The sequence below is a fragment of the Ensifer adhaerens genome (assembly GCF_000697965.2).
Taxonomy (GTDB): domain Bacteria; phylum Pseudomonadota; class Alphaproteobacteria; order Rhizobiales; family Rhizobiaceae; genus Ensifer; species Ensifer adhaerens.
In genome coordinates this window covers 1,008,333-1,032,613 of record NZ_CP015881.1, presented here as the reverse complement: position 1 = coordinate 1,032,613, position 24,281 = coordinate 1,008,333, and the positions used below count along the sequence as shown (strand labels likewise).

The following is a 24,281-nucleotide window of genomic DNA, read 5'->3' as shown; positions in this document are numbered from 1 at the left end:
AACCGGTCTGGCGTCCGAGGTCGGCCTGTATACGTTCGCGTTTCGAATCACTGACTGGAAGAAGCCTTTTCTAAAGCGCTATTTTCCTGACCGCTGTTTTTACTTTGTTTCAAGTGATTCCAGCGAAGCAGATTTGGCCGCGGCGTTTGCGATTTATGCGGTCAACAGGTCTGAATTTCTCGTTTGGGGGGGCGAGCTCCCCGAGGCAGCTAAAGCGATCGCAAAACGGCACGACATCAGTGTGACTTTCATCGAAGACGGCTTTCTTCGCTCAGCGCGCCCGAGTGCCAGCAGAAGTCATCCGTTGTCCCTGACGCTCGACAGCAAGGCTCCTTATTTTAGTTGTCGCGAAGCTTCGGATCTTGAGATCTTGTTCAAAGAGTATGACTTTGAGGGAGATGAGGCGCTCTTGGCCCGTGCACGCGAGGGGATTAAGCTTCTGTGTAGAAGCGGCGTCAGCAAATACAACGGTCGGAAGCAGATGAGTGCGGAGGACGTGTACGGAGAAAAGACTCGCAAACGAGTCCTTGTCATTGGGCAAGTTGAGGACGACGCGTCGATCCGAGAAGGTTGCTTGAGTCCCATAACAAACCACGACCTGGTACGGCTTGCTGCAGTTGAACAGAATGGTGCCCAGATCCTATACAGGCCGCATCCTGACGTCTTAAGCCGCGTCCGTGTTGCTAAGTCCGATCCTGCTGAAGTAGCGCATCTGTGTGAGCTTGTCACAGAAAGCCTGCCGATCTCGGAAGCTTTACGCACCGTAGATCACGTTTATACAATCACGTCACTCGTTGGGTTCGAAGCGTTGCTGCGCGGTGTTCAGGTGACGGTCGCGGGTTGCCCCTTTTACTCCGGCTGGGGCTTGACGGATGATCGCCAACCAAGTCCGCGTCGCGGGCGGAACCTAAGTATTGAGGCACTCTTCGCCGGGGCCTATCTGCTCTACCCTCGGTATTTTGATCCAGAGACTGGAGAGCAGACCTCCTTCGAGGCGACCGTCGAAGGAATAAAGCAGCAGCTTAGCTGTTCGAGCCGACGATCTGCTTCCGGTTCTCGGTGGCGTGCTTGGGGGCCTTACGGAATGCTAGGTTGGCGTCATATGTTGACCCCATTCGTGGCCTCGCTTGTGCGTAAATTCGGGAGTGATCGTGATTTCGAAGATTTCCGCGCCGACCCGATTGGCTTCTTTCGGAGCCTCTCGGACCCTAGATTGAGAGCAGTCGGTCGCGTTCTGTATCCTTTCGGGTGAACGATAAGATTGGGGCGTTTGACGCAGCCTCGACATGAACCGCACTATGAAGTAAGCCTTTATATGAGAACTTTGTGACACCTCTGGGTTCACACCATTCAAATGAAACTGAGAAGCGGGATGATTCGGTTCGAACACGCGACAAAGTATGCCCGCGCGAAGGGAATCAAGAAACCTATCATTAGGGATGCTTCGCTTACCCTCCACCGCGGCAAGAGCGTCGGGCTACTCGGGCGCAATGGAGCGGGAAAGTCGACATTGTTGCGCCTAGTTGCTGGCGCGATCAAGCTTGACCAGGGGCGAATTGTGCGACAAGGGAAAATCTCATGGCCGCTAGGTTTCGCTGGCAGTTTTCAAGGTTCTATGACCGGTGAGCAGAATGTCCGGTTCGTGGCCCGCATTTACGGCGTGGATTCCGCTGAGTTGATCGACTATGTCGAAGATTTCGCCGAGCTCGGTTCATTCTTTAAAGCGCCAGTCGGAACGTACTCATCGGGAATGAAGGCACGGCTCGCTTTCGGCCTGAGCATGGGTGTTAATTTTGACTACTATCTTGTTGATGAAATTACGGCCGTCGGTGACTCAAACTTTAAGAAAAAGTGTCATGCTGTCTTTGAAACGAAGCTAAAAGGGGCAGATGTGATCATGGTATCGCACAGTACCGGCACGATCCGCGACTATTGCGATTGCGGAGTTGTCCTGGAAAAAGGCGCGCTGAGCTACTACGACGATGTCGAGGACGCAATTCGCGCGCACGACAACAACATGAAGGGAAATTAAATGGCGGCCAAAGACGATGCTATCGCGAAACCTCAACTCGCACTAGCCGCTAATCAGTCTCCTACTTCGATGCCATCCCCGAAAACTGCCGAGAGGAACAAGGGGATAGCATTACTTGAAGGACTTCTGCGCGAACAAAGTGTGCCGACGACGCGACTTCCGGAAGGCCGCGCGCGATTATTGCCACTTGATGAGTCTGAGTTGCCGCTGGGGTCGAATTGGGCCTGGTTCAAAAAATATCAGCTTCGGCACACTATACTTGGAATTTCGTTCCTTCTTCTTGTTGCGCTGCCATCAGCGATGGTATCGTTGTACATGGCTTTCTTTGCTGCCGATCAGTATCATAGTTCAGCATCCTTCTCTGTGAGAAGCATTGATGCAGGCGGAGCCACCGATATTTTAGGGATGTTTACGCAGGCTTCGAGTGGCAGCACCGTTTCCGACAGCTATATCCTAATGGACTATATAATGAGTGAGCGAGTTGTCGCTGCGGCGGATCAGAGATTTAATCTTGAGAAGATCTACGCCACTCGAGGTCTCGATTACTTCTATGGCATTGGTTCCAATTTAGCTGTCGAGGATAAGCTCGAGTATTGGAAAGAAATGGTCGCGGTCAATTTCGATCACGCCTCAGGCATTATTCAGGTCACAGTCAAAGCATTCGAGCCAAAACAAGCTCAAGCGATCACCCAGTTTATTGTTGAAAACAGCGATAATCTAGTAAATGGACTTTCGCTTGCAGCTCGCAACGATGTCCTCAGAGCCACGCAAGACGAAGTGTTAGCTAGCGAGGCACGGCTTGGTCGGGCGCGTGTTGCTCTCCGTCACTATCGGGACAAGTCACAGGAAATTAGCCCGGAAGAGGAGGCGAAACTCGCTGTCCAGCTTATAGCTTCCCTAGAGCAACAACGGACGCAGCTTAACGCCGATCTAGTCACCGCAAGAAATCAAATGGGCGAGTCCACACCGAGGATTCGACTTCTGAAGACGCGAATCGGTAGCATTGAACAGCAGCTTTCTGTTGAGCGGCAGCGGTTGGGAACAGGTGAGGAACGGGTTGGGGCGGATGCCTTAAGCGCTCACGACGTTGCGGGCCGGATTGCCGAGTTTGAAGAACTGGAAACGGAACGCGAGTTTGCTGAGCGCGCCTATACAGCCTCGTTGGCTTCACTTGAGAAGGCACGGATTGAAGCAAACAATCGCCAGCGCTATCTTGCGTTGTTTATCGAACCAACGCTTTCCGAACTGGCGCAGTATCCTACACGGTTCATGAGCGCTTTGCTTGTCACACTTGGATTGCTCTTCGCTTGGGGGATTGGTGTGATGAGTTATTACAATATTCGTGATCGTGCTTGAAGTACTAAGGCGTGTTGTGTTTCGTACGGCTCCGTACACGGAGCCTTGAAGCAGTTTCTGCATTCTGCGAAGGAAAACAGCGTTTCCCTTCGCTAGCACCTCATGAATATGAACGGGCCGCCCAACGAGGGATGCCATGGATAACACAGTTCGCGAACTTGCGTCATCTAAACTGGCCTACCGTTTGCTTTCGCGGCAATGCAAGGACCGCGCGTCCCTCCCAGCCCGACGTTTGTTGCTTTTGAGGCGACCGGGCGGTATTCCAAGGAGGCAAGCCTCGTACCGGCGCCGGTACAAGCGACAAGGGACTTATTGAGTCAAGTCAAAAAAGCGGGTATCTGCGGGCGGACTCTTTCTGATAGGCCCAAGAGCATGCGGGGATTGTATGAACATAGATCAATTGATCGCCAAGCTCGAACAAGCTGAACAAGCCGAGCGGGTATTTGACGCGGCGATTGGCTCCATCCTGGGGTGGCGTCAAAAAGTCGAGTACGTTAAAACAGACCCGAACGGCGAGCCTGCCAAGAAAGTCTTTTGGGTCGTTCCGTCGGGCGAAAATCCAGGAATTGTACCGCCTTTCACAACATCGATCGACGCCGCTGTCGAATTGATGGAGGCGGTCGCGCCGAACGATCGCTGGGGTGTGAGCACTATTGGCGGAACTGGTACCGCGTTTGTGGGCACAGGCGCCTATTGTCATGCCCCGACCGCCGCAATGGCTCTTTGTATAGCATCGCTGAAGGCGAAATCGAACCTTGACAATCAGGTCAAATCCTGAATTTGGGGGGGGGCTAGCGCGAACCTGATAGGATCGATCATTCTGGTTGAACGGCAAGGGAAGGGGCCAGCTTGGAGAGGGGCGTGCGTGTGAGGGGCTGACACCGGCCACGGCGCTGTGCATCGCCGCACTCAGGTTACTACGCCAGAACAGAAAGCAGTGGCAGTTGCCACAGCTCGGACGTTCAATTGCGCTTAACTTCTCCCTATCACAGAATACTTTTTTGGATCTGCCTGGCGCTTTGAGATATGGCCAGTCAGGAATTGTGATGGCTTCACAGATTGGAACGACAGTGGAACTTGTCAAGCAACATATTCGATCGACATTTTCCCTTATGGTGCGTGAAATGTCTACACGATATGGAGGCAAGCCTGGTGGATACCTTTGGGCCTTGATTGACCCCGTTGCCCATATCGCTTTGTTAAGCGTTGTTTTTGGTACGATCGCACGCGCGCCTGCACTTGGCAGCAGCTTCATGTTGTTCTTTGCAACAGGCTACCTGCCACTTTTGGCATACAATAGCATGACATCGTTTGTTGCCGGCGCCGTCCGTGCAAATCGCGCCCTGCTAAACTATCCAGTGGTAGCGCCAGCGGATACAGTTGCTGCGCGATTTATTGTCCAAGCGCTCACGACCGCATTCATTTGTTTCCTAGTGCTGGGATTGATCTCTGTCGAGGATCATCGTTCAGTGTTCGCCGGATTGGAATACTCGATTGTATTCTTTTCTATATTCGTAGCAATGTTATTGGGATTGGGAGTTGGTATGGCAAACATCGCCTTGTTCGCTCGATCGCCCTTGTATGAGCAAATTTACTCCATTGTCACAAAGCCACTTTTTCTTATTTCGGGTGTCTTTTTCTTGGCGGACTCCATTCCGCAACCGTTTCGAGGAATACTGCTGCTGAACCCGATAGCGCATATAATAATGTGGTTCCGATCCGGTGTTTACTCAGAATACCGTGCTGTTAGCCTTGACGTTTCATATGCGCTGCAGTGTGCCTTTGTAGCATTTTTTCTGGGGGTCTTGCTTTTCACCTTTTCAGCATCCCACCTCCGCGAAGAAAAAAACTGACACGATGTACGTCGGTGATAGGACGGTGGCCTAGCGGCAAGCTCGCCTTTTGGGTGGAGGAGGCTATTGCGAGGAGCCTAGTCCACAATTCACGGGCTCGGGCGATCTCCGGGCGTCGATGCTCGCTTGTCCGCATGCAGCTTCTTCTCCGTTGCAGGATGCAGTAGATACTTCAAGGCTGCCGGATATGAGACGTACCCCTCCGGTGACGGCCGCCTTGCTGAGTTAGGCTGAAGGCTGCAAGTCCTAGTGCAATCACTAGGGGTAGTCCTATGACGAAGCATCAGATTGAGGTCATTACGCCGGTCAAGCGGCGCCGGCGCTGGACCCGGGAGGAGAAGGACCGCCCGATCGGCGTCGGCGATCCCGACCGAGCCGCCGGCCCCTCGCTCGCGCGAGAAAGCAAGCATGGTGATGATCGAACGATCGAACTCGGCGGTGGCCGTCACCTGCGGGTCGAGAGCGACATCCATACCGAAGCCTTGGCCTGGATCCTCGATGTGTCGGAGCGGCGATGATCCGTAAGCGATGATCCCGGTCCCGCGCGGGGTGAAGGTGTGGCTGGCGACAGGCTATACAGAGGTGGCTCGGTTTGTCTGAACAGTTTCGGGCGTTTTTCTAAGTGGATTTCCGCCTCGATTATGCTGCCACCATCATTGGTGCCAGCGCGTTGAAGTAGGCCTGATCCGGTGTCTGCCGGTCAAGGGATGAATGTGGGCGTCGGCTATTGTAAAAGCTGAGATATCGGCCAATGCCGACGCGGGCCCCGGACACGGTCTTGTAGGCGTGGAGGTAGACCTCCTCATATTTGATCGAACGCCAGATCCGTTCAACGAACACGTTGTCCCGCCACGCACCCTTGCCATCCATCGAGATGGCGATTTCGGCCCTCTTCAGCACCGCCGTGAAGTCTATGGATGTGAACTGCGATCCCTGGTCCGTATTGAAGATGTCGGGTTTGCCATAACGGACCAGAGCTTCCTCGACTGCTTCGATACAGAAGGCCGCTTCCATCGTAATCGACAGCCGCCATGAGAGAACCCTCCGGCTGAACCAGTCCACGACGGCGCAGAGATAGACGAAGCCGCGAGCCATCGGAATATATGTCAGGTCCATCGCCCAGACCTGGTTGGGCCGGGTGACCGCCAACTTGCGCAGGAGGTAGGGATAGATTTTGTGTCCAGGCGCTGGTTTGGAGGTGTTCGGCCGACGGTAGATCGCTTCGATGCCCATCTTTTTCATCAGCGTGGCGACGTGCAGCCGCCCAGCCTCCAGCCCTTCTCCCTTCAAGAGCCCTTGCAACATCCGACTTCCGGCAAACGGGTAGTCGAGATGCAATTCGTCAATCCGGCGCATCAGGGCCAAATCCCCGTCAGACATCGGACGAGGCAGATAATAGACGCTGCCCCGGCTGAAGCCGAGAAGCTTCGCCTGGCGCACGACCGACAGTTTATGCTCGCGGTCGATCATTTCTTTCCGCCCAGCAATCCCGCCTTGCCGAGCGCACCGGATAAAAAATCGTTCTCCAGTGTCAGTTCGCCGATCTTGGCATGAAGGGTTTTGACATCGACGGTTGGTCCCGCCGGTTCCGCCTTGGTTTCATCGCCAAAAACGCCTGTCGCCCCCTCAAGGAGCTGGTCTTTCCACTGTTTGATCTGGTTGGCGTGCACATCGAACTGCTGGGATAATTCCACCAGCGTCTGCTCGCCTCGGATGGCGGCAAGTGCCACCTTCGCCTTGAAAGCCGGGCTATGGTTCCGGCGCGGTCGTCTCGTCATGGCATCTCCTGTTCCCGGCATCTAAGCCGAAGTCAGGCAGAAATTCCACTTATCCCCGCTGTTCAGATTTCCCGAGCCACCTCTATACCGACATGCAGAGAGGCTTTCCTGGCATGTCGTTGATGGGGCAGGAGACGTTGAAGCGCGATCCGATGAGCGGCCATCGAATCTGGCAGGGCGACGGTCGAGCGTATGGCGAGGCTCTGGGAAATCGAGGAAACCGTCCGCGGCCAAAGTCCCGAAGCTCGTGTCGCAGCGCGTCAGGAAAGTCCGGCGGTGATCGTCCGTGACCTCTTCACAGTCTGGCAGGCGACCCTGGCGCGGTGTCGGGAAAATCCAAACTCGCGGAAACCAACACTCAAAGCCCGTTGCTTACCCTCGATCCAGTCTGGCAGCCGTTGAGTGAAGCTCGCATAGGCGAAGGTGTACAAAGAGGCCGGCAGAACCGCGACGAAGATCTGCGCCGGCCGGATCTCGCCCGTCGCCGGATCAATGACGGGGACGGTGTGACCAGCATAGTCGGTCTGCATCGCCGCGCCGGCGGTGTGGCGATTGCGGAAAGTGGCGCTGGCGCGCTGTTCGAAAGCGGCGAAGCGCTCACAGAACCAAGTGTATCCATAACCGTTCGGGTGCCGCTCGCGATATTCCTGCCACAACAGCGTCAGCGTCACGCCCTTTCGCTTCAGTTCACTGGCGATCTGGCTCCAGTCAGGCGCGTGCATATCCTGGGGCGGGCGGCCGCGACGATGGAACAGGCGACGCTGCAACACAGCGTCCTCGTCAAGGCCAGGCGGCAACGGCCAGCCCGTCAGCCCGGCCTCACGCGCCCGCAGCAGGTAGGTCGAAATGGTCGTTTTGCTGATCTTCAGCCGTTCCGATATCGCACGAACCGTATCCGTCCGGTGAGCACCACAGGTAGCTCGAAGGTGACTTCCGCCTAGCGGTTTGATCGTAGGGCCACGATTGCTGCTGCGGCTGTCTCGGACAGCTTCGCCATCTCGCGATTGGGCAGCGCCATGTGCTCTGTGGCTATCTTGAAGAGGTAGTTGGCGATGTCTTCTGCCGTTGCGTTCTCGTTGATGAGCATACCGAGCACGACGTCGGCGTAGGCGTCGTATTCGTCCTTCACTTCGGGAATGTCAGATATGCCGATCGGATCCCAGTCGCGGAGCAACACATCGCGAACAAGAGCGCGGATTTTGTCGATATCGTAAGTCATCGGTACTCCTACGCAGCAGCGGCTTTTGCTGACAATGCCGTCCAATTCCACGGGAGCAATTGCTCGAGCCTGGTGATCGAGGTGTCGGCGATGCGAGCGAGCACATCGGCGAGCCACGCTTGTGGATCGATGTCATTGAGCTTGGCGCTCATGATCAGCGTTGCCATGAAGGCGGCGCGATCAGCACCACGGTCGGAGCCGGCAAAGAGCCACGCCTTCCTGCCCAGAGCAATGCCCCGTTCATTCTGCCCATGTCGGCGATGAAGTTGAGGTTGTTTATCGCTGGCATCCTTATTTTGGCCAGAGGTGTTGGTTTCCACGCGGAACTGAGCCGGTTTTTCCACCGAGAAGTGAGCCACCTCTAAGTATGGTTTTCTGATCAGAGTTTGGTCAATGGGCTGGCTTTTTCTCCTCTCTTTTGTGCCGCAGCGGCCGAGCTGGCCTTGAAGCGGAAGCTGTCGTTTCCTGTTTCCAGGATATGGCAACGGTGGGTCAGGCGGTCGAGCAAAGCGGTTGTCATCTTGGCGTCGCCGAAGACGGTGGCCCATTCGCTGAAGCTGAGGTTGGTGGTGATGATGACGCTGGTGCGCTCATAAAGCTTGCTCAGCAGGTGGAAGAGCAGCGCTCCGCCTGAAGCACTGAACGGAAGGTATCCAAGCTCATCGAGGATCAGCAGATCGAGGCGAACCAGCGTCTCTGCGATCTGGCCTGCCTTGCCCTTGGCCTTTTCCTGCTCGAGCGCGTTGACCAATTCGATGGTCGAGAAGAAGCGGACCTTGCGGCGATGATGCTCGATCGCCTGAATGCCGAGAGCTGTCGCGACATGTGTTTTTCCTGTGCCCGGCCCGCCGACGAGCACGATATTCTGCGCGCCGTCCATGAACTCGCATCGGTGCAGTTGGCGCACGGTCGCTTCGTTGATCTCGCTGGCGGCGAAGTTGAAGCCGGAGAGGTCCTTGTAGGCCGGGAAGCGGGCAGCCTTCATGTGGTAGGCGATGGAGCGAACCTCGCGCTCGGCCATCTCGGCTTTCAGCAACTGGGACAGGATGGGTACGGCCGCATCGAACGCTGGCGCTCCTTGCTCGATCAGGTCCGTGACCGCCTGGGCCATGCCATACATCTTCAGGCTACGCAGCATGATGACGACGGCGGCGCTGGCAGGATCATGACGCATGACGACCTCCCACGATCCGGACACGCAGACCGTCATAGCGTTCGACGTTGGCCTTAGGCTCGCGCAGCAAGGTCAGCGCCTGTGGCGTATCGATATCGGGACCGTCGGTCGTCTTGCCGTCGATCAGTCGATGCAGCAGGTTCAGCACATGCGTCTTGGTCGCCACGCCCGCATCCAAGGCCAGTTCCACAGCCCTGACGACGACCTGCTCATCGTGATGAAGGACAAGGGCAAGGATATCGGCCATCTCACGATCACCACCGGGGCGGCGAAGCATCTGGTCCTGCAGTTGCCGAAAGGCCAGTGGCAATTCCAGGAAGGGTGCGCCATTGCGCAGGGCACCGGGCTTGCGCTGGATGACGGCAAGGTAATGCCGCCAGTCGTAAATCGTTCGTGGTGGCTTGTCGTGACTGCGTTCTATGATCCGCGGATGTTCGCAGAGGATATTGCCCTCGGCTGCAACGACCAGTCGCTCGGGATAAATCCGCAGGCTGACGGGCCGGTTCGCAAAAGACGCAGGCACGCTGTAACGATTACGCTCGAAGGTGATCAGGCATGTCGGCGAGACGCGCTTGCTCTGCTCGACGAAGCCGTCAAAAGCGGTAGGCAATGCCATCAATGCTGCCCGCTCATCAGCCCAAACATCCGCGATCGTACCGGACAAGGTGCCATGCGGCGTCTCCCGCCACAGGTCCTGGCAATGCTGTTCCAACCAGGTATTCAACGCCAGCAAATCCGGAAAGTCCGGCATCTGCTGCCACAGCCGCGGTCGGGCATCCTGAACATTCTTCTCGACCTGGCCCTTCTCCCATCCTGCGGCGGGATTGCAAAACTCAGGCGCAAAGACGTAGTGGTTCGTCATCGCGAGGAAGCGGATATTGACCTGTCGCTCCTTGCCGCGGCCGACGCGATCGACTGCTGTCTTCATGTTATCGTAGATGCCGCGACAAGGTACGCCGCCGAACACACGGAAGCCGTGCCAATGGGCGTCAAAGAGCATCTCGTGCGTTTGCAGCAGGTAGGCTCTGACCAGAAAAGCCCGACTGTGCGACAGCTTGATGTGCGCGACCTGAAGCTTCACGCGCTCTCCGCCTATGACGGCATAGTCCTCGCTCCAATCGAACTGGAATGCCTCACCTGGGCGGAAAGACAGCGGAACGAATATGCCGCGGCCCGTCGTCTGCTGCTCACGCTGCCGATCAGCCCGCCAATCACGGGCGAAAGCGGCCACCCGGCCATAAGAACCGGCAAAGCCAAGAGCCACCAGATCGGCGTGAACCTGCTTCAACGTTCGACGCTGCTTGCGCGACTTCCCGGCCTCGGTCTTCAGCCAGCCGGCCAGTTTATCGGCAAAAGGATCGAGCTTGCTTGGTCGCTCTGGTATCGCGAACTTCGGTTCGATCGTGCCAGCGCTCAAGTACTTCGCGATCGTGTTGCGCGACAATCCGGTTCGTCGGCTGATCTCGCGAACCGACAGCTTCTCGCGCAGTGCCATCCGACGGATGATGTTTAAAAGTCCCATGTGGATCACTCCGTTGCCCCCGTCGCTCACCGCGTTGAGGGGAAGGTTCACATGGCTCAATTCTCAATGGAAATTATGCGCCTAACCGGCTCAGTTCCGCGCGGAAACCAACAGCCAGAGGGTTTCCATTCGCCGTGTTGAAGAACGAGCGACAGGCCGGTTTTTGAAGGTTCTGGGGCCGACAGGTGTCGTCATCGCGATCTCAGGGTGGATGATCGATCCCTTGGTCTGCCGCGGCATGACCATGGGAACGCCACGCGTCGATCTTGCGACGCTAATCGAATTGAACAGGCTGGTCTCTGGCGGCACCAAAGCGGCACCCTTCCGAAGTGGACGTAGAATCACTCAGGAGGACCATGATGAGATCCCGCAATACGCTGGTGCCGGCGTCGGGCCGGCAGCTCGACCTGATATTCAAAACCCGGATGCTCGACGGACTGAGCGACAAGGATCGCACGAAGGCGATTTCAACGCTGGCTTGCCTGCTGATGCAGGCCGCAGGCCTCGTCGTCGAGGAGCTCAACGATGAGCAACACTGATTTGATTCCGACAGCGCTGCTCGCGCGCAAAGCCATCGTCTACGTACGGCAGTCCTCGCAATCGCAGGTCATGACAAATCTGGAAAGCCAGCGACGGCAGTATGATCTTGTTGACGTTGCGCGACAACACGGCTTCAGCGACATCGAGACCATCGACGACGACCTCGGGCGCTCTGCCAACGGAACTGTCGCGCGCCCTGGTTTCGACCGTCTTGTCGCCCTTTTATGCGCTGGCCAAGTTGGTGCCGTCTTATGCTTCGATGCTTCACGGCTTGCGCGCAACGGTCGGGACTGGCATCACCTGCTCGAACTATGCGGCCTGGTCGAAGCCCGCGTCATTGACCATGACGGCGTCTACAATCCGTGTCGACCCAACGATCGGCTGCTGCTGGGAATGAAGGGCAGTATCAGCGAGTTCGAACTGGGCGTGCTGAGAGCCCGGATGCTCGATGCCGCCAGATCGAAGGCGCGCCGTGGCGAACTGCGACTTTCCGTTCCGTTCGGGTACATTTGGCATCGAGAGGCGGGGCTCGGGCTTGATCCGGATTTGCGGCTGCAGGACGTGATCCGGTCCATCTTCGCACGCTTCCGTGAGCTTGGAAGCGCACGCCAGGTGCTATTGTCGATGACACGGGACAATATCCACTTCCCGCGGCCGTCGGACGAAGGTCGCATGACCAACTTTGTCTGGACGCCAGTCCGTTACCGGAATGTCATCGGCATCCTGAAGAACCCCTTCTATGCCGGCGTCTACGTCTATGGAAAGAGCGAGAAGCGGACAGCCATCGTCGATGGGAGGGCGCGGCGCAGCTACGGGCACGGCAAGCCGGCCGGCACCTGGGAAGTGATGATCCGGGACCATCACGAAGGTTACATCAGTTGGGAAGAGTACGAGCGCAACCAACAGCAACTGGCGCTCAACAATTATGGCCGTTCGGGCGGAACCAAATCGGGCCGCGGCGGCAAAGCGTTGTTGTCGGGTCTCCTGACTTGCGGACGGTGTGGACGGCGACTGAGTGTTGCCTATACGGGAAATCCACAAAATCCTGTCTATCGCTGCTATAAACAGAACCTGATGATGGGCTTGCCCCGTTGCATGACGTTCGGCGGCTCGAAGGTCGATGCGGCGGTTGCGCGCGAGTTGTTGCGCGCGGTAGAACCACTAGCGATCGAGGCGACTTTTGAAGCAGAGCGGATGCACCGGGAGCGACAGGAAGAACAGCGCCACATTCACGATCTGGAACTGCGGCAGGCCCGCTACGAGGCAAGCCTCGCCGAGCGCCGCTATGCGGCATGCGATCCAGACAACCGCCTGATTGCTGCACAGCTTGAGAAGAATTGGGAAACGGCGCTACGCCGCGTCCGTGATCTGGAAGTGCGCAAGCCTGCAGATAGTCCTTCAACCATCGAAGTTGACACAGGCACTTTCGCAAACCTCGCCGACAATCTGCAGGCGGCCTGGGAGTCGCCGGATGTCACCATGCGCGTGCGCCAGCAACTGCTGCGTACATTGATCGCCGACATTGTTGTCGATGTTGACGATGAAGTGCGCGACGTGGTGCTGACAATCCACTGGAAAGGCGGTCAGCACTCGGAACTGAGAGTGCGCAAGCCTCAGAGCGGTGAACACGGTTGCGCCACAACGGAAGATGCTTTGGCAGTGATGCGGAGCATGGCAGGACGCTGGCCCGATGAACATATCGCCGCGTCGCTCAATCGAATGGGTATGCCCACGGGTCAAGGAAAAACCTGGACCGCACACCGTGTCGCTTCCGTAAGGCGGGTCCGTGCCATTCACGCGTACAAATCAGCCGATAAAGAGGGCGAATGGCTTACCATGACAGAGGCGGCGGCGACTTTGGGCGTGACGAACCACAGAATACGCCACCTTATCAAGACGAACGTGTTGTCTGCCGAGCAGGTGGTTCCCGGCGCGCCGTATCAAATCCGCGCCAGCGACCTTACTTCCGCGACGGTTCAGGCCGCGATAGCCCGAAAGGGTCGCCCGTGTCGCACCACTGACACGGAGACGCTTCCAATGTTTACAGACACTTAGAGAGGGAGTGCACAATGACTCAGGTCCGGCGAAGCCGCGCAACGCCCGTTCGGCGGCGTTGTTGGTGAGGCAGATCCGGCCATCGCCGAGGAAGGATGTGAAGCCGTCCCAGCGCTTCAGCATGTAATCGATCGGCTCGGCGACCGGTGAACTGCGCGACAGCTTTGTTCGCTCAGATCGAAGCCAGACCTCAAGCTCATCAACGAGCGGACGGCTGTCCTGCTGACGTCGTTGCAGCCGGTCGTTGGCCAAAAGTCCGTTGATGTCGCGCTCGATGTCGAACAGCGCGTCGATGCGCTTGACCGCCTCGAGGGCAACCGGCGAGATCGCGGCAGCATGCTTTCCGCGTTTGGCGTTGGTGGCGATGTCGGCAAGCACGAAGAACTTGCGCCGCGAATGCGCCCAACACAGTGCCTGGGTCAACGGACCAGGATCACGATCCACCTTAAACAGCGGATTGTAGCCGCCATAGGCGTCGGCCTGCAGAATGCCGGTGAAGCTCTTGAGATGACGCTCGGGGTGCTCCTGTCGCCGATCGCGCGAGGCATAGTAGAGCGCCGCCGGCGGCGACTGCCCACCGAACGGCCGGTCATCCCTGACATAGGTCCAGATGCGTCCCGTGTCGGTCTTGCCTTTGGCGAGGATCGGCACGGTGGTGTCATCGCCATGCAGACGCTCGGCGGTCAGTACATGCGCCTCGATCAGCCCATGCAGCGGCTTCAGCGCCACGGCGCAGGCCCCGACCTGGTCGGCGAGCGTCGAGAGGCTGAGGTCGATGCCCTCGCGGGCATAGCGCTCACTCTGCCGGTTCAGCGGCTGATGTTGACCGAACTTCTCAAACAGGATCATTGCCAAGAGGTTCGGCCCGGCAAAGCCGCGCGGCGTCACATGGAAGGGTGCCGGCGGCTGGGTGATCTTCTCGCATGCGCGGCAGGTAAACTTCTCCCGCACGGTCTGGATCACCTTCCACTGACGCGGGATTACCTCCAGCGTCTCGGTGATATCCTCACCCAGCTTCGCCAGTTTGGCCGAGCCGCAGCACGGGCAGTTCGCGGGTGCGGCAATGACGACGCGCTCGCGCGGCAGATGCTCTGGAAAAGGCTTGCGAGATGGACGCTTGCGCTCGAAGGCCCTGACCGCCGAGGAGCGTGCCGCCATCTCCGCCGCCAGTTCGTCTTCGCCGGCGTCCGCTTCCAGTTCCTCGAGCTGCAGCTCCATCTGTTCGAGAAGCCGGGCTTTACGCTCCGAGCGGCTGCCATGGATGTCGCGCTTCAGCTTCTCAATCTCCAGCCTGAGCCGGGCGATCAGTGCATCCGAATGCGAGTTCACGGCCTGGGCGCGAGCAGCGAGCGCCTCGGCTTCACGGCGGGCCGCACGCTCGGCGAGGATCATCGCGTGCGCACTGGCAAGGTCGTCGGGAAGCTGATCGGCCGCATCGGTCATGGCGGGATGGAATCATATTCGCTCCCGCCGTGCCAGCGGTTTTGCTCATCCCGCCGACGTCGGACGCCAGGTTTTTTGCGGCATTCGCCAGTCGATGCCTTCGAGCAAATAGCCGAGCTGCGCGGGCGTGATCACCACCGTGCCGTCGGCCGCGGATGGCCATATGAACCGCCCGCGCTCGAGCTTCTTCGTGAACAGGCAGGCACCTTGGCCGTCGTGCCAGATCACCTTGATCAGGCCGCCGCTCCGGCCCCGGAAGACGAAGAGATGGCCGCTCATCGGATCGCGCTTCAACGTCTCCTGCACCATCAGCGACAGGCCGGGAAAGCCTCTGCGCATGTCGGTATAGCCTGTCGCCAGCCAGACCTTCACACCGCTCGGGACCGGGATCATCGCCGCTCCAGAACATCGAGGATCCGGGCCAAGGCTTCGGTATCGATGTCGCTCTCGACCCGCAGGCGACGGCCACCGCCAAGCTCGATCATCACCATGCTTGCTTTCTTGCGCGAGCGGGAGACCGGCGGCGGCTCGGTCGGGATCGCCGGCGCAGGCAGCGCTTCGACGATCTCCACCGGAATGAGTTGCGGCACGGGCGGAGCGGAGATTTGGCAGAGCTCCTTGCGCCAGCGGAAGAGCTGACTCACATGGATGCCGGCCGAGTGGGCGATCTCTGAAACACTTGCCCCTGACTCAAGCGTCGCCGCGATCAGGCGCTCCTTCTCCTCCCGGGACCAGCGCCGACGCCGCTCGACCGACGTAATGACCTCAATCTGATGCTTCGTCATAGGACTACCCCTAGTGTTTGCACTAGGACTTGCAGCCTTCAGCCTAACTCAGCAAGGCGGCCCTCACCGGAGGGGTACCACGAACCGAAAGCCCCTGTTCGTGCGTCAGTCTGCGCGGCGGCAATCAAGGTGAGATTCAGCGTCAATCAGGATGAGACTCGGCGGCGGGGGTGTGACGAAGGGAGGGCGTAGCCCGACCGGAGTTACACTCCCGCCGCGGCGCAATTTTTAGGCGTCTCATGATCGCGGTCGGCCCGCTACGGTGGCGGTTTTCTGGAATGGAGAACCACCTTTGTGCCGGGTCGCCATGTAACCGATCATCAGATGAGATTATTCATGAAGTATCGACAAACGCATTCTGTTGAGGTCGCCGCCGCGAAGGCGTCGATCAGCCGGGCGACGGCATTCCGCATCGAGAAAGAGCAGCGCCTTCCGTCGCAGAACAAGCCGCCGCGCGGTCGGCGTCGCCCCGATCCGCTTGAGCATATCTTTGATGCGGAGGTTGTTCCGCTTCTCAAGGCCGCTCCCGGCATTCGTGCGGTCGCCGTTTACGACGAGATGCTGCGACGTCATCCGGAACTGCCCGAAGGCATTCGCCGCACACTTGAGCGGCGCATTCGGTCCTGGCGGGCCGTTCACGGTGAGGCACAGGAGGTGATCTTTCGCCAGACGCACGAACCCGGCCGGTTGGGGCTGTCGGATTTTACCGACATGGGCAGCCTCAGCGTGACGATCGCCGGCCAGCCGCTCGACCATCTGCTTTATCACTTCCGGCTGGTTTGGTCGGGCTTCGAACACGCCCATGTCATCCTTGGCGGCGAAAGCTTCGTCGCCTTGGCGGAGGGCCTGCAGAACGCCCTGTGGTCGGTCGGCGGTTCGCCGCTCTATCACCGCAGCGACAGCCTGTCGGCCGCCTTCCGCAACCTCGATGCCGATGCCAAGGTCGATCTCACCAACCGCTATGAGGACCTGTGCGCTCATTACCGGATGACGCCAACCCGTAACAACAAGGGCATCGCCCACGAGAACGGTTCGATCGAAAGTTCCCACGGCCATCTCAAGAACGCCGTCCGCGATGCACTCCTGATGCGCGGCACCCGAGACTTCAACGATCTCCGCTCCTACCGCGCCTTCATCGACGAGATCGTCAGCCGCCGCAATGCCGCGCATGGCAAGCGCATCGATGCCGAGCGCCCGCATCTGCAGGCACTTCCCGCTCGCCGCACCACCGACTTCGAGGAGGTGGTCGTCACCGTGTCGCGCACCGGCGGCTTCGCCTTGCGCAAGGTCTTCTACACCGTCCCCTCCCGTTTGATCGGCCACCGGCTGCGTGTGCGTTTGTTTGACGATCGCCTCGACGTCTTCATCGGCGGCACGCATCTGCTGACGTTGCCGCGAGGTCGCGCCCATGCGAGCGGCAAGCACGATCAGGTCGTCAACTATCACCACGTCATTCATTCCCTGCGCAAAAAGCCGATGGCGCTTCTCAACCTGGTCTATCGCGACAAGCTCTTCCCTCGGCCGGAATACCGAAGGGCTTTCGACACTCTCATCGAGCAACTGCCTGACCGGCAGGCTTGCAAGGTCACCGTCGAACTGCTGGCCCTGGCTCATGATCGCGGATGCGAGCGTGAACTGGCCGAGGAGCTTGCCAGAACGCTCGACGCCCGCAAACTGCCCGACCTGATGGCCTTGAGAGCCATCTTCGGCCCGGACCCGGACCAGTTGCCGACCGTTCATGTGCAGCTCGCATCGCTCAATAGCTATGAAGCCCTGATGGGGCCTGCTTATGCGGGAGAGGCCGCATGAAAAATGTCCACAACACCATCGACGAAGCCCGCCTCGGCATCATGCTCAATGACCTGAGGCTGCCGACAATCAAAACGCTGTGGCCGCAATTTGCCGAACAGGCCGATCGTGAAGGGTGGCCCGCGGCTCGCTTCCTCTCCGCTATCGCCGAACACGAGCTGGCTGAACGGGCGCATCGCAGGATCGAACGTCACCTCGCCGAGGCGCATCTGCCGCCCGGAAAGACGCTCGAGAGCTTCGCTTTCGACGCTGTGCCCATGGTCTCCAAGGCGCAGGTCATGGCCATTGCCGCCGGCGATAGCTGGCTCGCCAAAGGTGCCAATATCCTGTTGTTCGGCCCGCCCGGAGGCGGAAAGAGCCATCTCGCCGCAGCCATTGGCCTCGCACTGATCGAGAACGGTTGGCGAGTGCTGTTCACGCGCACGACCGACCTCGTTCAGAAGCTGCAGGTCGCACGGCGTGAGCTCCAGCTCGAATCCGCCATCGCAAAGCTCGACAAGTTCGATCTGCTCATCCTCGACGATCTGGCCTACGTCACCAAGGACCAGGCCGAAACCAGCGTGCTCTTCGAACTCATCTCCGCAAGATATGAGCTGGAGTGCCCCCCATTTCGCCGGACAAGTCAGCTATTGAGACAATGCTTTGATGAATTCCCTTGGGGATGCCATTTTCAGCGCTGAATGCGGATGGATTTCGTTGTAATCCTCGATCCATCCATCGATGTTCCGGAGCGCTGTGTCGGCGTCGGGAATGGGTGAGATGCGTATGTAGTCGCGTTTCAGGGTTTTGACGAAAGCCTCCGACATACCGTTTGATTGAGGGCTGGCGACCGGCGTGAAGCAAGGGACCAGATTGAGGGCCTGAGCAAACAGCCTGGTTTCCTTTGCTGTGTAGGCGCTGCCGTTATCGGACAGATGTTCGATGGCATGTGGGGCACGCGTGCCACCGAAGCGTTTCTCGACTGCTTCCAACATCATATCGCGGACGTCAGAACCGGAGATCCCGGCATTGGCGACGGCCGCCCACGAGATGATCTCTCGATCAAACGCGTCGATGATGAAAGCAAGGCGGACCACCTCGCCATTCCAGCAGGTGAACTCCAGGCCATCGGAGCACCAACGAAGGTTCGACCGCATCACCATGACCTTGCCGTCGTGGACGCGGCCCTTGCGCACGGCGGTGTGCTTCTCAAGGATCATGGCGTGGTTGGCCATGATGCGGTGGACCCGCTTGCGGTTGACGACCGGCTGATCGGCGGCCCGCCGCTGCCTGTTGAGAAGGGCAGCGATCCGCCGATAGCCATAAGTTGGCCTGGCATCCACCAGCTTGCGAATGGCAGGCAGCAGCTCGGCATCGTCCGCTTTGAGGTAGGGTCCGCGAGGCTTGGACTTGCCCTTCAGACGTTCGGAGAGATTAGAACGCGACACGTGTAAGGCCTCCGCCACCGCCTTCATCGGGAACCGCCCTTCGGCAACAATATCGGCCGCGATATCGGTTTTTTTGACTGGGCTTTGGAAAGGGCTTCGCGAAGAATCTCGTTCTCCAGCGTCTTGCGTCCGAGAATGCGCTCAAGCTCGCGCACTCGATCATCCAGCTTCCTCACCTCAGAATTGCCGATTACCGGCTCGTCGGAGTCCACTGCCACCGCACCTCCCTCGCTCAAGAGCCGACGCCAGCGATAGAGAAGGTTTGGCGCAACTCCATGCCGCCGAGCCGCAGAGGAAACCGTCTCCCCTGGGGCATAGCTCTCCTCGATGATCTGCAGTTTGCGTTCCGTTGTCCAGCGCCGCCGCCGGACGTCACCGATCATCAGGTCAACCTGTCGAAACTCGTTAGACATAAGCCTATCCTCAAGCCTGTGCTTGAGCCTTCCTGCTTATGCTGAGTGTCCGGTCGAAAGTGGGGGCAGTTCATGAGCGGCGTTCCATCATGATCACCGCCAATCAGCCCTTCGGGGAATGGAACCGCGTCTTTCCGGACCCGGCCATGACGCTTGCGGCGGTGGACCGACTTGTTCATCACGCAACGATCTTCGAAATGAACGTCGAAAGCTATCGGCGACGTTCCGCCATGGAAGCCAAACGCCAGCGCGGCAGACCTACCGCCTTCGCGACAATTAAAAGTGCTTCCCAGATTGTCGCGGAGCGGCAATCAGAACACGACGAGACTCTTGCCAGCGACAATCAGCATGATACTTTCATCCCGACCGCGACATAAGAGTCTCATCCAGATTGTCGCCGCCGTCTCATCCTGATCGCCGCGCTATAGTCAGTCGCAATATCGATCGAATGTCCTTCACGTCAGTAAGTCTCGCCTGCTTCCGTCTCGCCATTATCAAGCGTCATCGTGAACTGGTCCTTAGGCGACACGCAAATCTGGTCCGCCAAGGGTGTTTAGTTACTCTCCATACCGGCTGCCGTCGTGGACTTCTGTAGAAGCCCGCTACGGCGCTTTTCTCGTAGCCTGTAGCTGTCGCCACGGATTGTGATGACGTGGCTGTGATGCAGCAACCGATCAAGGATAGCAGTTGCCACGACGGGGTCGCCGAACACTGTTCCCCATTCTCCGACACTGCGGTTGGAGGTGACGAGCATTGCACCCCGCTCGTAGCGCCTCGATACGAGCTGGAAAAATAAGTGGGCTGCATTGGGCTCGAGTGGAAGATAGCCAAGCTCGTCGATGATGAGCAGCTTGGGCTTGGCGAGAAACCCAAGTCGTTCTTCCAGGCGTCCTTCGCCATGTGCTCTCACGAGCGTTGCGACCAATGCCTGCGCCGTTGTGAACAACACCGTGTAGTTTTGACGGATGACCTCTCTTCCAAGCGCAATCGCGAGATGGGACTTCCCAACGCCAGGTGGACCGAGCAGCAGCAAGGCATCACCATTTGCCACCCAACGGGCGGTGGCGAGTTCTCGTATCTGTTGCGGATCGACACTGGGCTGCGCCTCGAAATCAAATCCCTCGAGATCTCGTGCATGCGGGAAATGCGCGATCTTCATCGCCATGATGATGCGTCTCTCGTCCTTCCTTGCAATCTCGCGTTCGCACAGGAATGCGAGCGTCTCGCGAATGGTGAGATCCGCGCGCGAGGCTTCGTCAAGAAGGTTGTCGAGCTGGTCGCGGATGGCGGTGAGCTTCAGCCGGCTCAGCCAGCCGATCAGCGTGTCGTGATCAACTGCCATCACCATTGCCCTCCGATCAACCGCTCATATTCCGACAGTGGGCGAAGAAGTTCGGGCAGCTTGGGAGCGGGCGGATCGGCCTGCGCGGCTTGCTTGACAGGCATGCCGAAGCCGCTGACGCCGACAAAATGGGCGGGATCCGTCAGGCGACGATGACGCCCGTGTGACTCGGCGTGGCTCGCGACAAGCTGACCAGCATGGAATACGCGGACCTGGCCACCGCTGATCGTCACCTCGACAATCTCGCCGATGAGCCGCCACGGGACTGAGTAGGCGTTGGTGTCGACCTCAACGGCGCAATCGGCGTGGACCTTGCGCAGCAGTTCTCGGATCTGACGAAATGGCGGCCTGCCATTTAGTGGGTGTAGCGTCATAGCTTCGTCGCGGACAAAGCGCTCAAGTGGTGGTTCGCCTGTCGTGCCATGGCATCGAAGATCGGCAACCGTGCGCATCCACCACGCAAGGTGCAGGTGAAGGCCTTCCATGCTGTCAAAGCTGTGTCCGGCAAGTGCGTTGTGCTTCACATACCCGACGCCTCGCTCGTCCTTGCCTTTGGTACGAGCCCGGTATGGTGCACATGCGCGAGGACGGAAGTCCCAATAGCGGGAGAAGGCATGCAGCCGATCGTTGAACACGACCTCGCGGGTCACCGCGTCGTGCCGTGTTACCAATGCCGCAGCATTATCGAGAAGGACCTCGCTTGTGACACCGCCAAAATGCCTGAAGGCTGCCTCCATCCCATCGAACCAGGCAGACTGACGGTCGTGGAGAAACGCCGTCGCGTATGTGCGACGCGAATAGCCAAGCGTTGCCACGAAGATGTAGACGCGGACTTTCTCGCCTCCGATCTCCATTCGCTTCTCGCCAAAATCGATCTGTATCTGATGGCCTGGCGGTGTCTCGAAGCGCATCGTCGCTAAAGCCGATGCCGCCAACTGCTGCCGATACCCCGCGACCGCTCGCTCAACCGTGCGCAGACTGACCTCAATGCCGAGTTCTCGAGCCAGATCCTGCCGCACGACATCAGCATTGCCGCCATGGCGAAAGAACCGCTCACGGACCCACGCTTCATGCTTCGAGAGCTGCGTTTCCCGGCGGGCTCGCCGATACCCGCGCCAGCCACCCGTCTCGATGTATCGCTGTACCGTCGTGCGCGAGCATCCCAGCTCCGCCGCGATCCGCCGCGTGCCCCACCCCAGCTTCTTGAGCCGCAGCATCGCAGTCACCTCGTCCGGTTCGAGCATCGCTTCTCTCCGCGCCAATCTCGCGGAGATCTTCGTACCTGTCTCAACGTCCATTAGTCCCTCCTAAGGTCTGAAAGGGGGACCAGTTTTAGGTGTCGCTACCGGACCAGTTTTACATGTCGCCTGACAGCCATTCCCCGCACCCCTCTCAAATCGGGGTCCAGAATGGCAAAACGGCGCGTGCGAAAGTCGATGTTTTAATCGCCGAAAGACTGTCCGGGATTTACCGGAATCGCTGTCCGGGAATTAGCGGAAATGCTGTCCCGGATTTAGTGAAATCGCTGTCCGGGATTTAATGGAAACCCTGTCCGCGAATTACCGAAACCCGCAATCCAGGCCGCGGCTCCCGCACACACATCATCGAAGCCGGCATTCCGACGGAAGCGCTTCTGGCCCAGATTGCGATTTCCAAATATGCCGATGGCTTGCCGATCTGATCGCCGCGCGCGAGCGGGGCGATCAGACCGGCAAAGCGTCGCAAAGTAGACGCTTTTGCCGGCCTTGACGCTTCGAAGCCAATGCAGTGGTCACTACTCCAGCGCGCTTGCTGACGCCCCATTGTCGTTACTGAAGCCAATTCGCATGCGTGATCTCCGGATCAGAGTATCCCGACGCGCTTAAGTGCCTTGTCAATGGGCTTAGAGATCAACGGGGGAAGGAGCTTGTCCCCCCATTTAACGACGTTGCGGCGGACGAAATCGTAGTTGTCGAGCCGCTTCTGAAAATCGTTCTTCGAGTTTGCTGGTGGTTGGGGTGGCTTCTTCGCTTTGCCCCAACGCTTGGATATGAAGGCCTTGTTCATCCAGAATGCATGCCGCCAGTCTTCCTTCTCCATGAAGGACGCCCAGATATTCTCAAGATGAACGAATTCCGACTTGAATTGATAGGTATCCCATGGGTTGTCACCCACGAAGTGTAAGACCTTCACATCGTTGATGTTTACCATGTTCGGGTGATAGACCGGCAGGCGCTTTAGCGTGTTGTATTCAACCGGCAGCCACTGGACCTCTGGTGACAGGACGACGTTCAGAAACCCTTGGTCTCCGCCGTCATTGCTGTGGCTGTGCGGGAGCGCCGAAAACACTCGTTCACTAATATCGTCCGACGGCGAGAAGCTGAAAACACCGCTGTTGAATGCCCGAGTCAGATCCGTGCCCCAGTCGGGCGCGGCCCAGAACCCTTCAAGATCGAAGAGGTCGTCGATGTTTTTGAGCACGACACAATCCGCATCGACAAAGGTCACGCGGTCGTAACCCTTCAACTCGAAGACGCGCAGTTTCGTGAAGGTCCCGGCGAACCTGGTTTGCCCGTGGGTATGTGGATTGTCGATCGGCTCCACAGCCAGCGTGGAAACGTTCGGTAGATGCTTAAGCAAATGCGGTGTGTACGGATCGGTATGGAGAACCAGGAGAGGGACATTGGACGTGGCGGCCAGGGAGCGGGCGAGTGCCATCGCGCCGATCGCATACCGCCCGTCTGCCAGCGTGACGTAGATGTTGCCGCTGCGGTCTGGTTCAGCTTGTGCTGGTTCGGCAATCCGCGTTTCCGTCCGGGTCAGATGGGGCGCGATGATTTCCATCTTCGAGAGCCCGATCAGATCAAATTCATACTGGTCGCGGATAGCCCGGAGGAAACTGATATCCAGATCGAGGCTATGTTTCGCTTCGTATCCAGCTGCTACATCTTTTTCCTGCAAGTGCTCACGGATGGTGTCTGGCACGTCCCACGCGTAGCGCTTCGCTATATCTGCGTAAAGATCGATGCCAGACAGATGAATCTTCTTGAAACCCATAATCGCGGCGAACGCGATCATCTGCATGCCCTGCGTCGGAAGGGGGCGACCCATCATGAAACGGGCAAGCGTGGGGTTTGACGCGATTACCGCCCAATGGTCGAAGTTCGGCATAAGATCTGCGGTAGAGGCGGTGATAACCTTTTCGCGGAGATCAGATGCTTGAAAGGGCTGGAAGAACGCGTTGATCTTGTAGCGATCCAGGCGTTGTATGTTCTGGAGGTTCTCGCGAAGGCCGGCGTTGTCAACTGACCAGAAGAAGCCATCAACCCGGTCGCCGTATCGTTTTTCTTCTTCGAGGAAAAACCAATTGGCCCGAAAGATGGCTGAGTTGGCGGCTTCTTCTTCGCTGAGCCTCACCTCCGAAGAAGAGGGGCCGTTTCCGACGATGTAGCAATCCTGATGCAGGCGGTCAGAGAAATATCGCCTGATCCGTTCCAATTCATTTGGCACCGATTGGCTGTTCTTCGGAAATGCCATTTAAGATCTCCAGTTGA

Annotated in this window: 19 protein-coding genes and 6 pseudogenes; 12 read left to right on the top strand and 13 right to left on the bottom strand. The window is 58.3% G+C overall.

The annotated features are described in order from the left end of the window. The first annotated feature begins 25 nt into the window (after positions 1–25). The 6 genes from FA04_RS24330 to FA04_RS24305 all read left to right on the top strand — a co-directional run bounded on the left by FA04_RS24330 (position 26) and on the right by FA04_RS24305 (position 5,759). A complete protein-coding gene (locus FA04_RS24330) occupies positions 26–1,252 on the top strand; it encodes a capsular polysaccharide export protein, LipB/KpsS family (protein ID WP_082936578.1) in 1,227 nt (408 codons plus the stop codon). A 120-nt stretch (positions 1,253–1,372) separates the two neighbouring features. After that, positions 1,373–2,032 carry an ABC transporter ATP-binding protein gene (locus FA04_RS24325; RefSeq protein WP_034800624.1) on the top strand — a complete coding sequence of 220 codons (660 nt, stop codon included), beginning with the start codon at positions 1,373–1,375 and terminating at the stop codon, positions 2,030–2,032. After that, positions 2,033–3,388, top strand: coding sequence for a KpsE/RkpR family capsule polysaccharide export protein (locus FA04_RS24320; RefSeq protein ID WP_034800626.1), 1,356 nt, complete (start codon positions 2,033–2,035; stop codon positions 3,386–3,388). It abuts the gene before it with no gap. A gap of 385 nt (positions 3,389–3,773) precedes the next feature. Further along, entirely contained in the window at positions 3,774–4,166 is a 393-nt protein-coding gene (locus tag FA04_RS24315; RefSeq protein ID WP_034800628.1) for a hypothetical protein, read from the top strand. Between the two features lie 292 nt (positions 4,167–4,458). Further along, entirely contained in the window at positions 4,459–5,241 is a 783-nt protein-coding gene (locus FA04_RS24310) for an ABC transporter permease (protein ID WP_090427500.1), read from the top strand. Between the two features lie 272 nt (positions 5,242–5,513). Further along, positions 5,514–5,759: a hypothetical protein gene (locus FA04_RS24305; RefSeq protein WP_034800630.1), complete on the top strand. Its 246-nt coding sequence runs from the start codon at positions 5,514–5,516 to the stop codon at positions 5,757–5,759. Between the two features lie 121 nt (positions 5,760–5,880). Here the strand turns inward: FA04_RS24305 and FA04_RS24300 are convergent. Beyond that, a protein-coding gene (locus tag FA04_RS24300; protein ID WP_167550716.1) for an IS3 family transposase occupies positions 5,881–7,019 on the bottom strand; the annotation gives its coding sequence in 2 pieces (ribosomal slippage) (positions 5,881–6,761 and positions 6,761–7,019; 1,140 coding nt in all). Positions 7,020–7,199: 180 nt separating this feature from the next. On the opposite strand from FA04_RS24300, the pseudogene FA04_RS35295 reads away from it, so the two are divergent. Further along, a pseudogene (locus FA04_RS35295) lies at positions 7,200–7,369 on the top strand (IS66 family transposase); the annotation flags it as partial. A gap of 6 nt (positions 7,370–7,375) precedes the next feature. Here FA04_RS35295 and FA04_RS24290 read toward each other — a convergent pair. The 5 genes and pseudogenes from FA04_RS24290 to istA (FA04_RS24270) form a co-directional block, all read right to left on the bottom strand. Then, positions 7,376–7,969 (bottom strand): annotated as a pseudogene (locus FA04_RS24290) (IS21 family transposase); the annotation flags it as partial. After that, a complete protein-coding gene (locus tag FA04_RS24285; RefSeq protein ID WP_234798775.1) occupies positions 7,957–8,238 on the bottom strand; it encodes a hypothetical protein in 282 nt (93 codons plus the stop codon). The pseudogene FA04_RS24290 and the gene FA04_RS24285, both read right to left, overlap by 13 nt. Before the next feature lie 8 nt (positions 8,239–8,246). Beyond that, a pseudogene (locus FA04_RS24280) lies at positions 8,247–8,477 on the bottom strand (transposase domain-containing protein); the annotation flags it as partial. Between the two features lie 140 nt (positions 8,478–8,617). Further along, a complete protein-coding gene (istB, locus tag FA04_RS24275) occupies positions 8,618–9,412 on the bottom strand; it encodes an IS21-like element helper ATPase IstB (RefSeq protein WP_034804394.1) in 795 nt (264 codons plus the stop codon). Next, positions 9,402–10,934, bottom strand: a complete 1,533-nt coding sequence (gene istA, locus FA04_RS24270) for an IS21 family transposase (RefSeq protein WP_034804397.1) — start codon at positions 10,932–10,934, stop codon at positions 9,402–9,404. The genes istB (FA04_RS24275) and istA (FA04_RS24270) overlap by 11 nt, the downstream gene beginning before the upstream one ends. Before the next feature lie 359 nt (positions 10,935–11,293). On the opposite strand from istA (FA04_RS24270), the gene FA04_RS24265 reads away from it, so the two are divergent. Beyond that, a complete protein-coding gene (locus tag FA04_RS24265) occupies positions 11,294–11,473 on the top strand; it encodes a hypothetical protein (RefSeq protein ID WP_034803546.1) in 180 nt (59 codons plus the stop codon). Then, positions 11,460–12,605, top strand: a pseudogene (locus tag FA04_RS36580) (recombinase family protein); the annotation flags it as partial. The gene FA04_RS24265 and the pseudogene FA04_RS36580, both read left to right, overlap by 14 nt. 675 nt (positions 12,606–13,280) lie before the next feature. Here the strand turns inward: FA04_RS36580 and tnpC are convergent. The 3 genes from tnpC to tnpA are packed head-to-tail and all read right to left on the bottom strand — an operon-like array spanning position 13,281 to position 15,757. Further along, positions 13,281–14,972: an IS66 family transposase gene (tnpC, locus tag FA04_RS24250; protein WP_335668931.1), complete on the bottom strand. Its 1,692-nt coding sequence runs from the start codon at positions 14,970–14,972 to the stop codon at positions 13,281–13,283. 45 nt (positions 14,973–15,017) lie between these two features. Beyond that, positions 15,018–15,365 (bottom strand): IS66 family insertion sequence element accessory protein TnpB, encoded by a 348-nt coding sequence (gene tnpB, locus FA04_RS24245; protein WP_027997154.1) that lies wholly within the window; start codon positions 15,363–15,365, stop codon positions 15,018–15,020. Then, on the bottom strand, positions 15,362–15,757 hold the full coding sequence (tnpA, locus tag FA04_RS24240; RefSeq protein ID WP_034803538.1) for an IS66-like element accessory protein TnpA: 396 nt from the start codon (positions 15,755–15,757) through the stop codon (positions 15,362–15,364). Before tnpA ends, tnpB begins: the two co-directional genes overlap by 4 nt. Positions 15,758–16,051: 294 nt before the next feature. Here tnpA and istA (FA04_RS24235) point away from each other — a divergent pair, with 294 nt between their 5' ends. Both istA (FA04_RS24235) and FA04_RS24230 read left to right on the top strand, forming a co-directional pair. Continuing rightward, on the top strand, positions 16,052–17,566 hold the full coding sequence (istA, locus tag FA04_RS24235; protein WP_064817033.1) for an IS21 family transposase: 1,515 nt from the start codon (positions 16,052–16,054) through the stop codon (positions 17,564–17,566). Beyond that, positions 17,563–18,159, top strand: a pseudogene (locus FA04_RS24230) (ATP-binding protein); the annotation flags it as partial. The gene istA (FA04_RS24235) and the pseudogene FA04_RS24230, both read left to right, overlap by 4 nt. A gap of 33 nt (positions 18,160–18,192) precedes the next feature. Here FA04_RS24230 and FA04_RS24225 read toward each other — a convergent pair. Beyond that, a protein-coding gene (locus tag FA04_RS24225; protein ID WP_156553014.1) for an IS3 family transposase occupies positions 18,193–19,406 on the bottom strand; the annotation gives its coding sequence in 2 pieces (ribosomal slippage) (positions 18,193–19,070 and positions 19,070–19,406; 1,215 coding nt in all). A 59-nt stretch (positions 19,407–19,465) separates the two neighbouring features. Between FA04_RS24225 and FA04_RS24215 the strand changes: the two are divergent. Further along, positions 19,466–19,783 (top strand): annotated as a pseudogene (locus FA04_RS24215) (ATP-binding protein); the annotation flags it as partial. Between the two features lie 176 nt (positions 19,784–19,959). Here the strand turns inward: FA04_RS24215 and istB (FA04_RS24210) are convergent. From istB (FA04_RS24210) to FA04_RS24200, 3 genes are all read right to left on the bottom strand, one after another. Beyond that, on the bottom strand, positions 19,960–20,754 hold the full coding sequence (istB, locus tag FA04_RS24210; RefSeq protein ID WP_164475062.1) for an IS21-like element helper ATPase IstB: 795 nt from the start codon (positions 20,752–20,754) through the stop codon (positions 19,960–19,962). Continuing rightward, a complete protein-coding gene (istA, locus tag FA04_RS24205; protein WP_034804431.1) occupies positions 20,748–22,046 on the bottom strand; it encodes an IS21 family transposase in 1,299 nt (432 codons plus the stop codon). The genes istB (FA04_RS24210) and istA (FA04_RS24205) overlap by 7 nt, the downstream gene beginning before the upstream one ends. Before the next feature lie 544 nt (positions 22,047–22,590). Beyond that, complete coding sequence (locus FA04_RS24200; protein WP_034798058.1) at positions 22,591–24,264, bottom strand: alpha-2,3-sialyltransferase; 1,674 nt, start codon at positions 24,262–24,264, stop codon at positions 22,591–22,593. Positions 24,265–24,281 lie beyond the last annotated feature (17 nt).

What these genes read in the sequence shown, in the direction of transcription:
- FA04_RS24325 (WP_034800624.1), top strand. Translation starts at nt 1,373, where the DNA reads ATGATTCGGTTCGAACACGCGACAAAGTATGCCCGCGCGAAGGGAATC.
- FA04_RS24320 (WP_034800626.1), top strand. Translation starts at nt 2,033, where the DNA reads ATGGCGGCCAAAGACGATGCTATCGCGAAACCTCAACTCGCACTAGCC.
- FA04_RS24315 (WP_034800628.1), top strand. Translation starts at nt 3,774, where the DNA reads ATGAACATAGATCAATTGATCGCCAAGCTCGAACAAGCTGAACAAGCC.
- FA04_RS24305 (WP_034800630.1), top strand. Translation starts at nt 5,514, where the DNA reads ATGACGAAGCATCAGATTGAGGTCATTACGCCGGTCAAGCGGCGCCGG.
- FA04_RS24285 (WP_234798775.1), bottom strand. Translation starts at nt 8,238, where the DNA reads ATGACTTACGATATCGACAAAATCCGCGCTCTTGTTCGCGATGTGTTG.
- istB (WP_034804394.1), bottom strand. Translation starts at nt 9,412, where the DNA reads ATGCGTCATGATCCTGCCAGCGCCGCCGTCGTCATCATGCTGCGTAGC.
- istA (WP_034804397.1), bottom strand. Translation starts at nt 10,934, where the DNA reads ATGGGACTTTTAAACATCATCCGTCGGATGGCACTGCGCGAGAAGCTG.
- FA04_RS24265 (WP_034803546.1), top strand. Translation starts at nt 11,294, where the DNA reads ATGAGATCCCGCAATACGCTGGTGCCGGCGTCGGGCCGGCAGCTCGAC.
- tnpC (WP_335668931.1), bottom strand. Translation starts at nt 14,972, where the DNA reads ATGACCGATGCGGCCGATCAGCTTCCCGACGACCTTGCCAGTGCGCAC.
- tnpB (WP_027997154.1), bottom strand. Translation starts at nt 15,365, where the DNA reads ATGATCCCGGTCCCGAGCGGTGTGAAGGTCTGGCTGGCGACAGGCTAT.
- tnpA (WP_034803538.1), bottom strand. Translation starts at nt 15,757, where the DNA reads ATGACGAAGCATCAGATTGAGGTCATTACGTCGGTCGAGCGGCGTCGG.
- istB (WP_164475062.1), bottom strand. Translation starts at nt 20,754, where the DNA reads ATGGTGATGGCAGTTGATCACGACACGCTGATCGGCTGGCTGAGCCGG.
- istA (WP_034804431.1), bottom strand. Translation starts at nt 22,046, where the DNA reads ATGGACGTTGAGACAGGTACGAAGATCTCCGCGAGATTGGCGCGGAGA.
- FA04_RS24200 (WP_034798058.1), bottom strand. Translation starts at nt 24,264, where the DNA reads ATGGCATTTCCGAAGAACAGCCAATCGGTGCCAAATGAATTGGAACGG.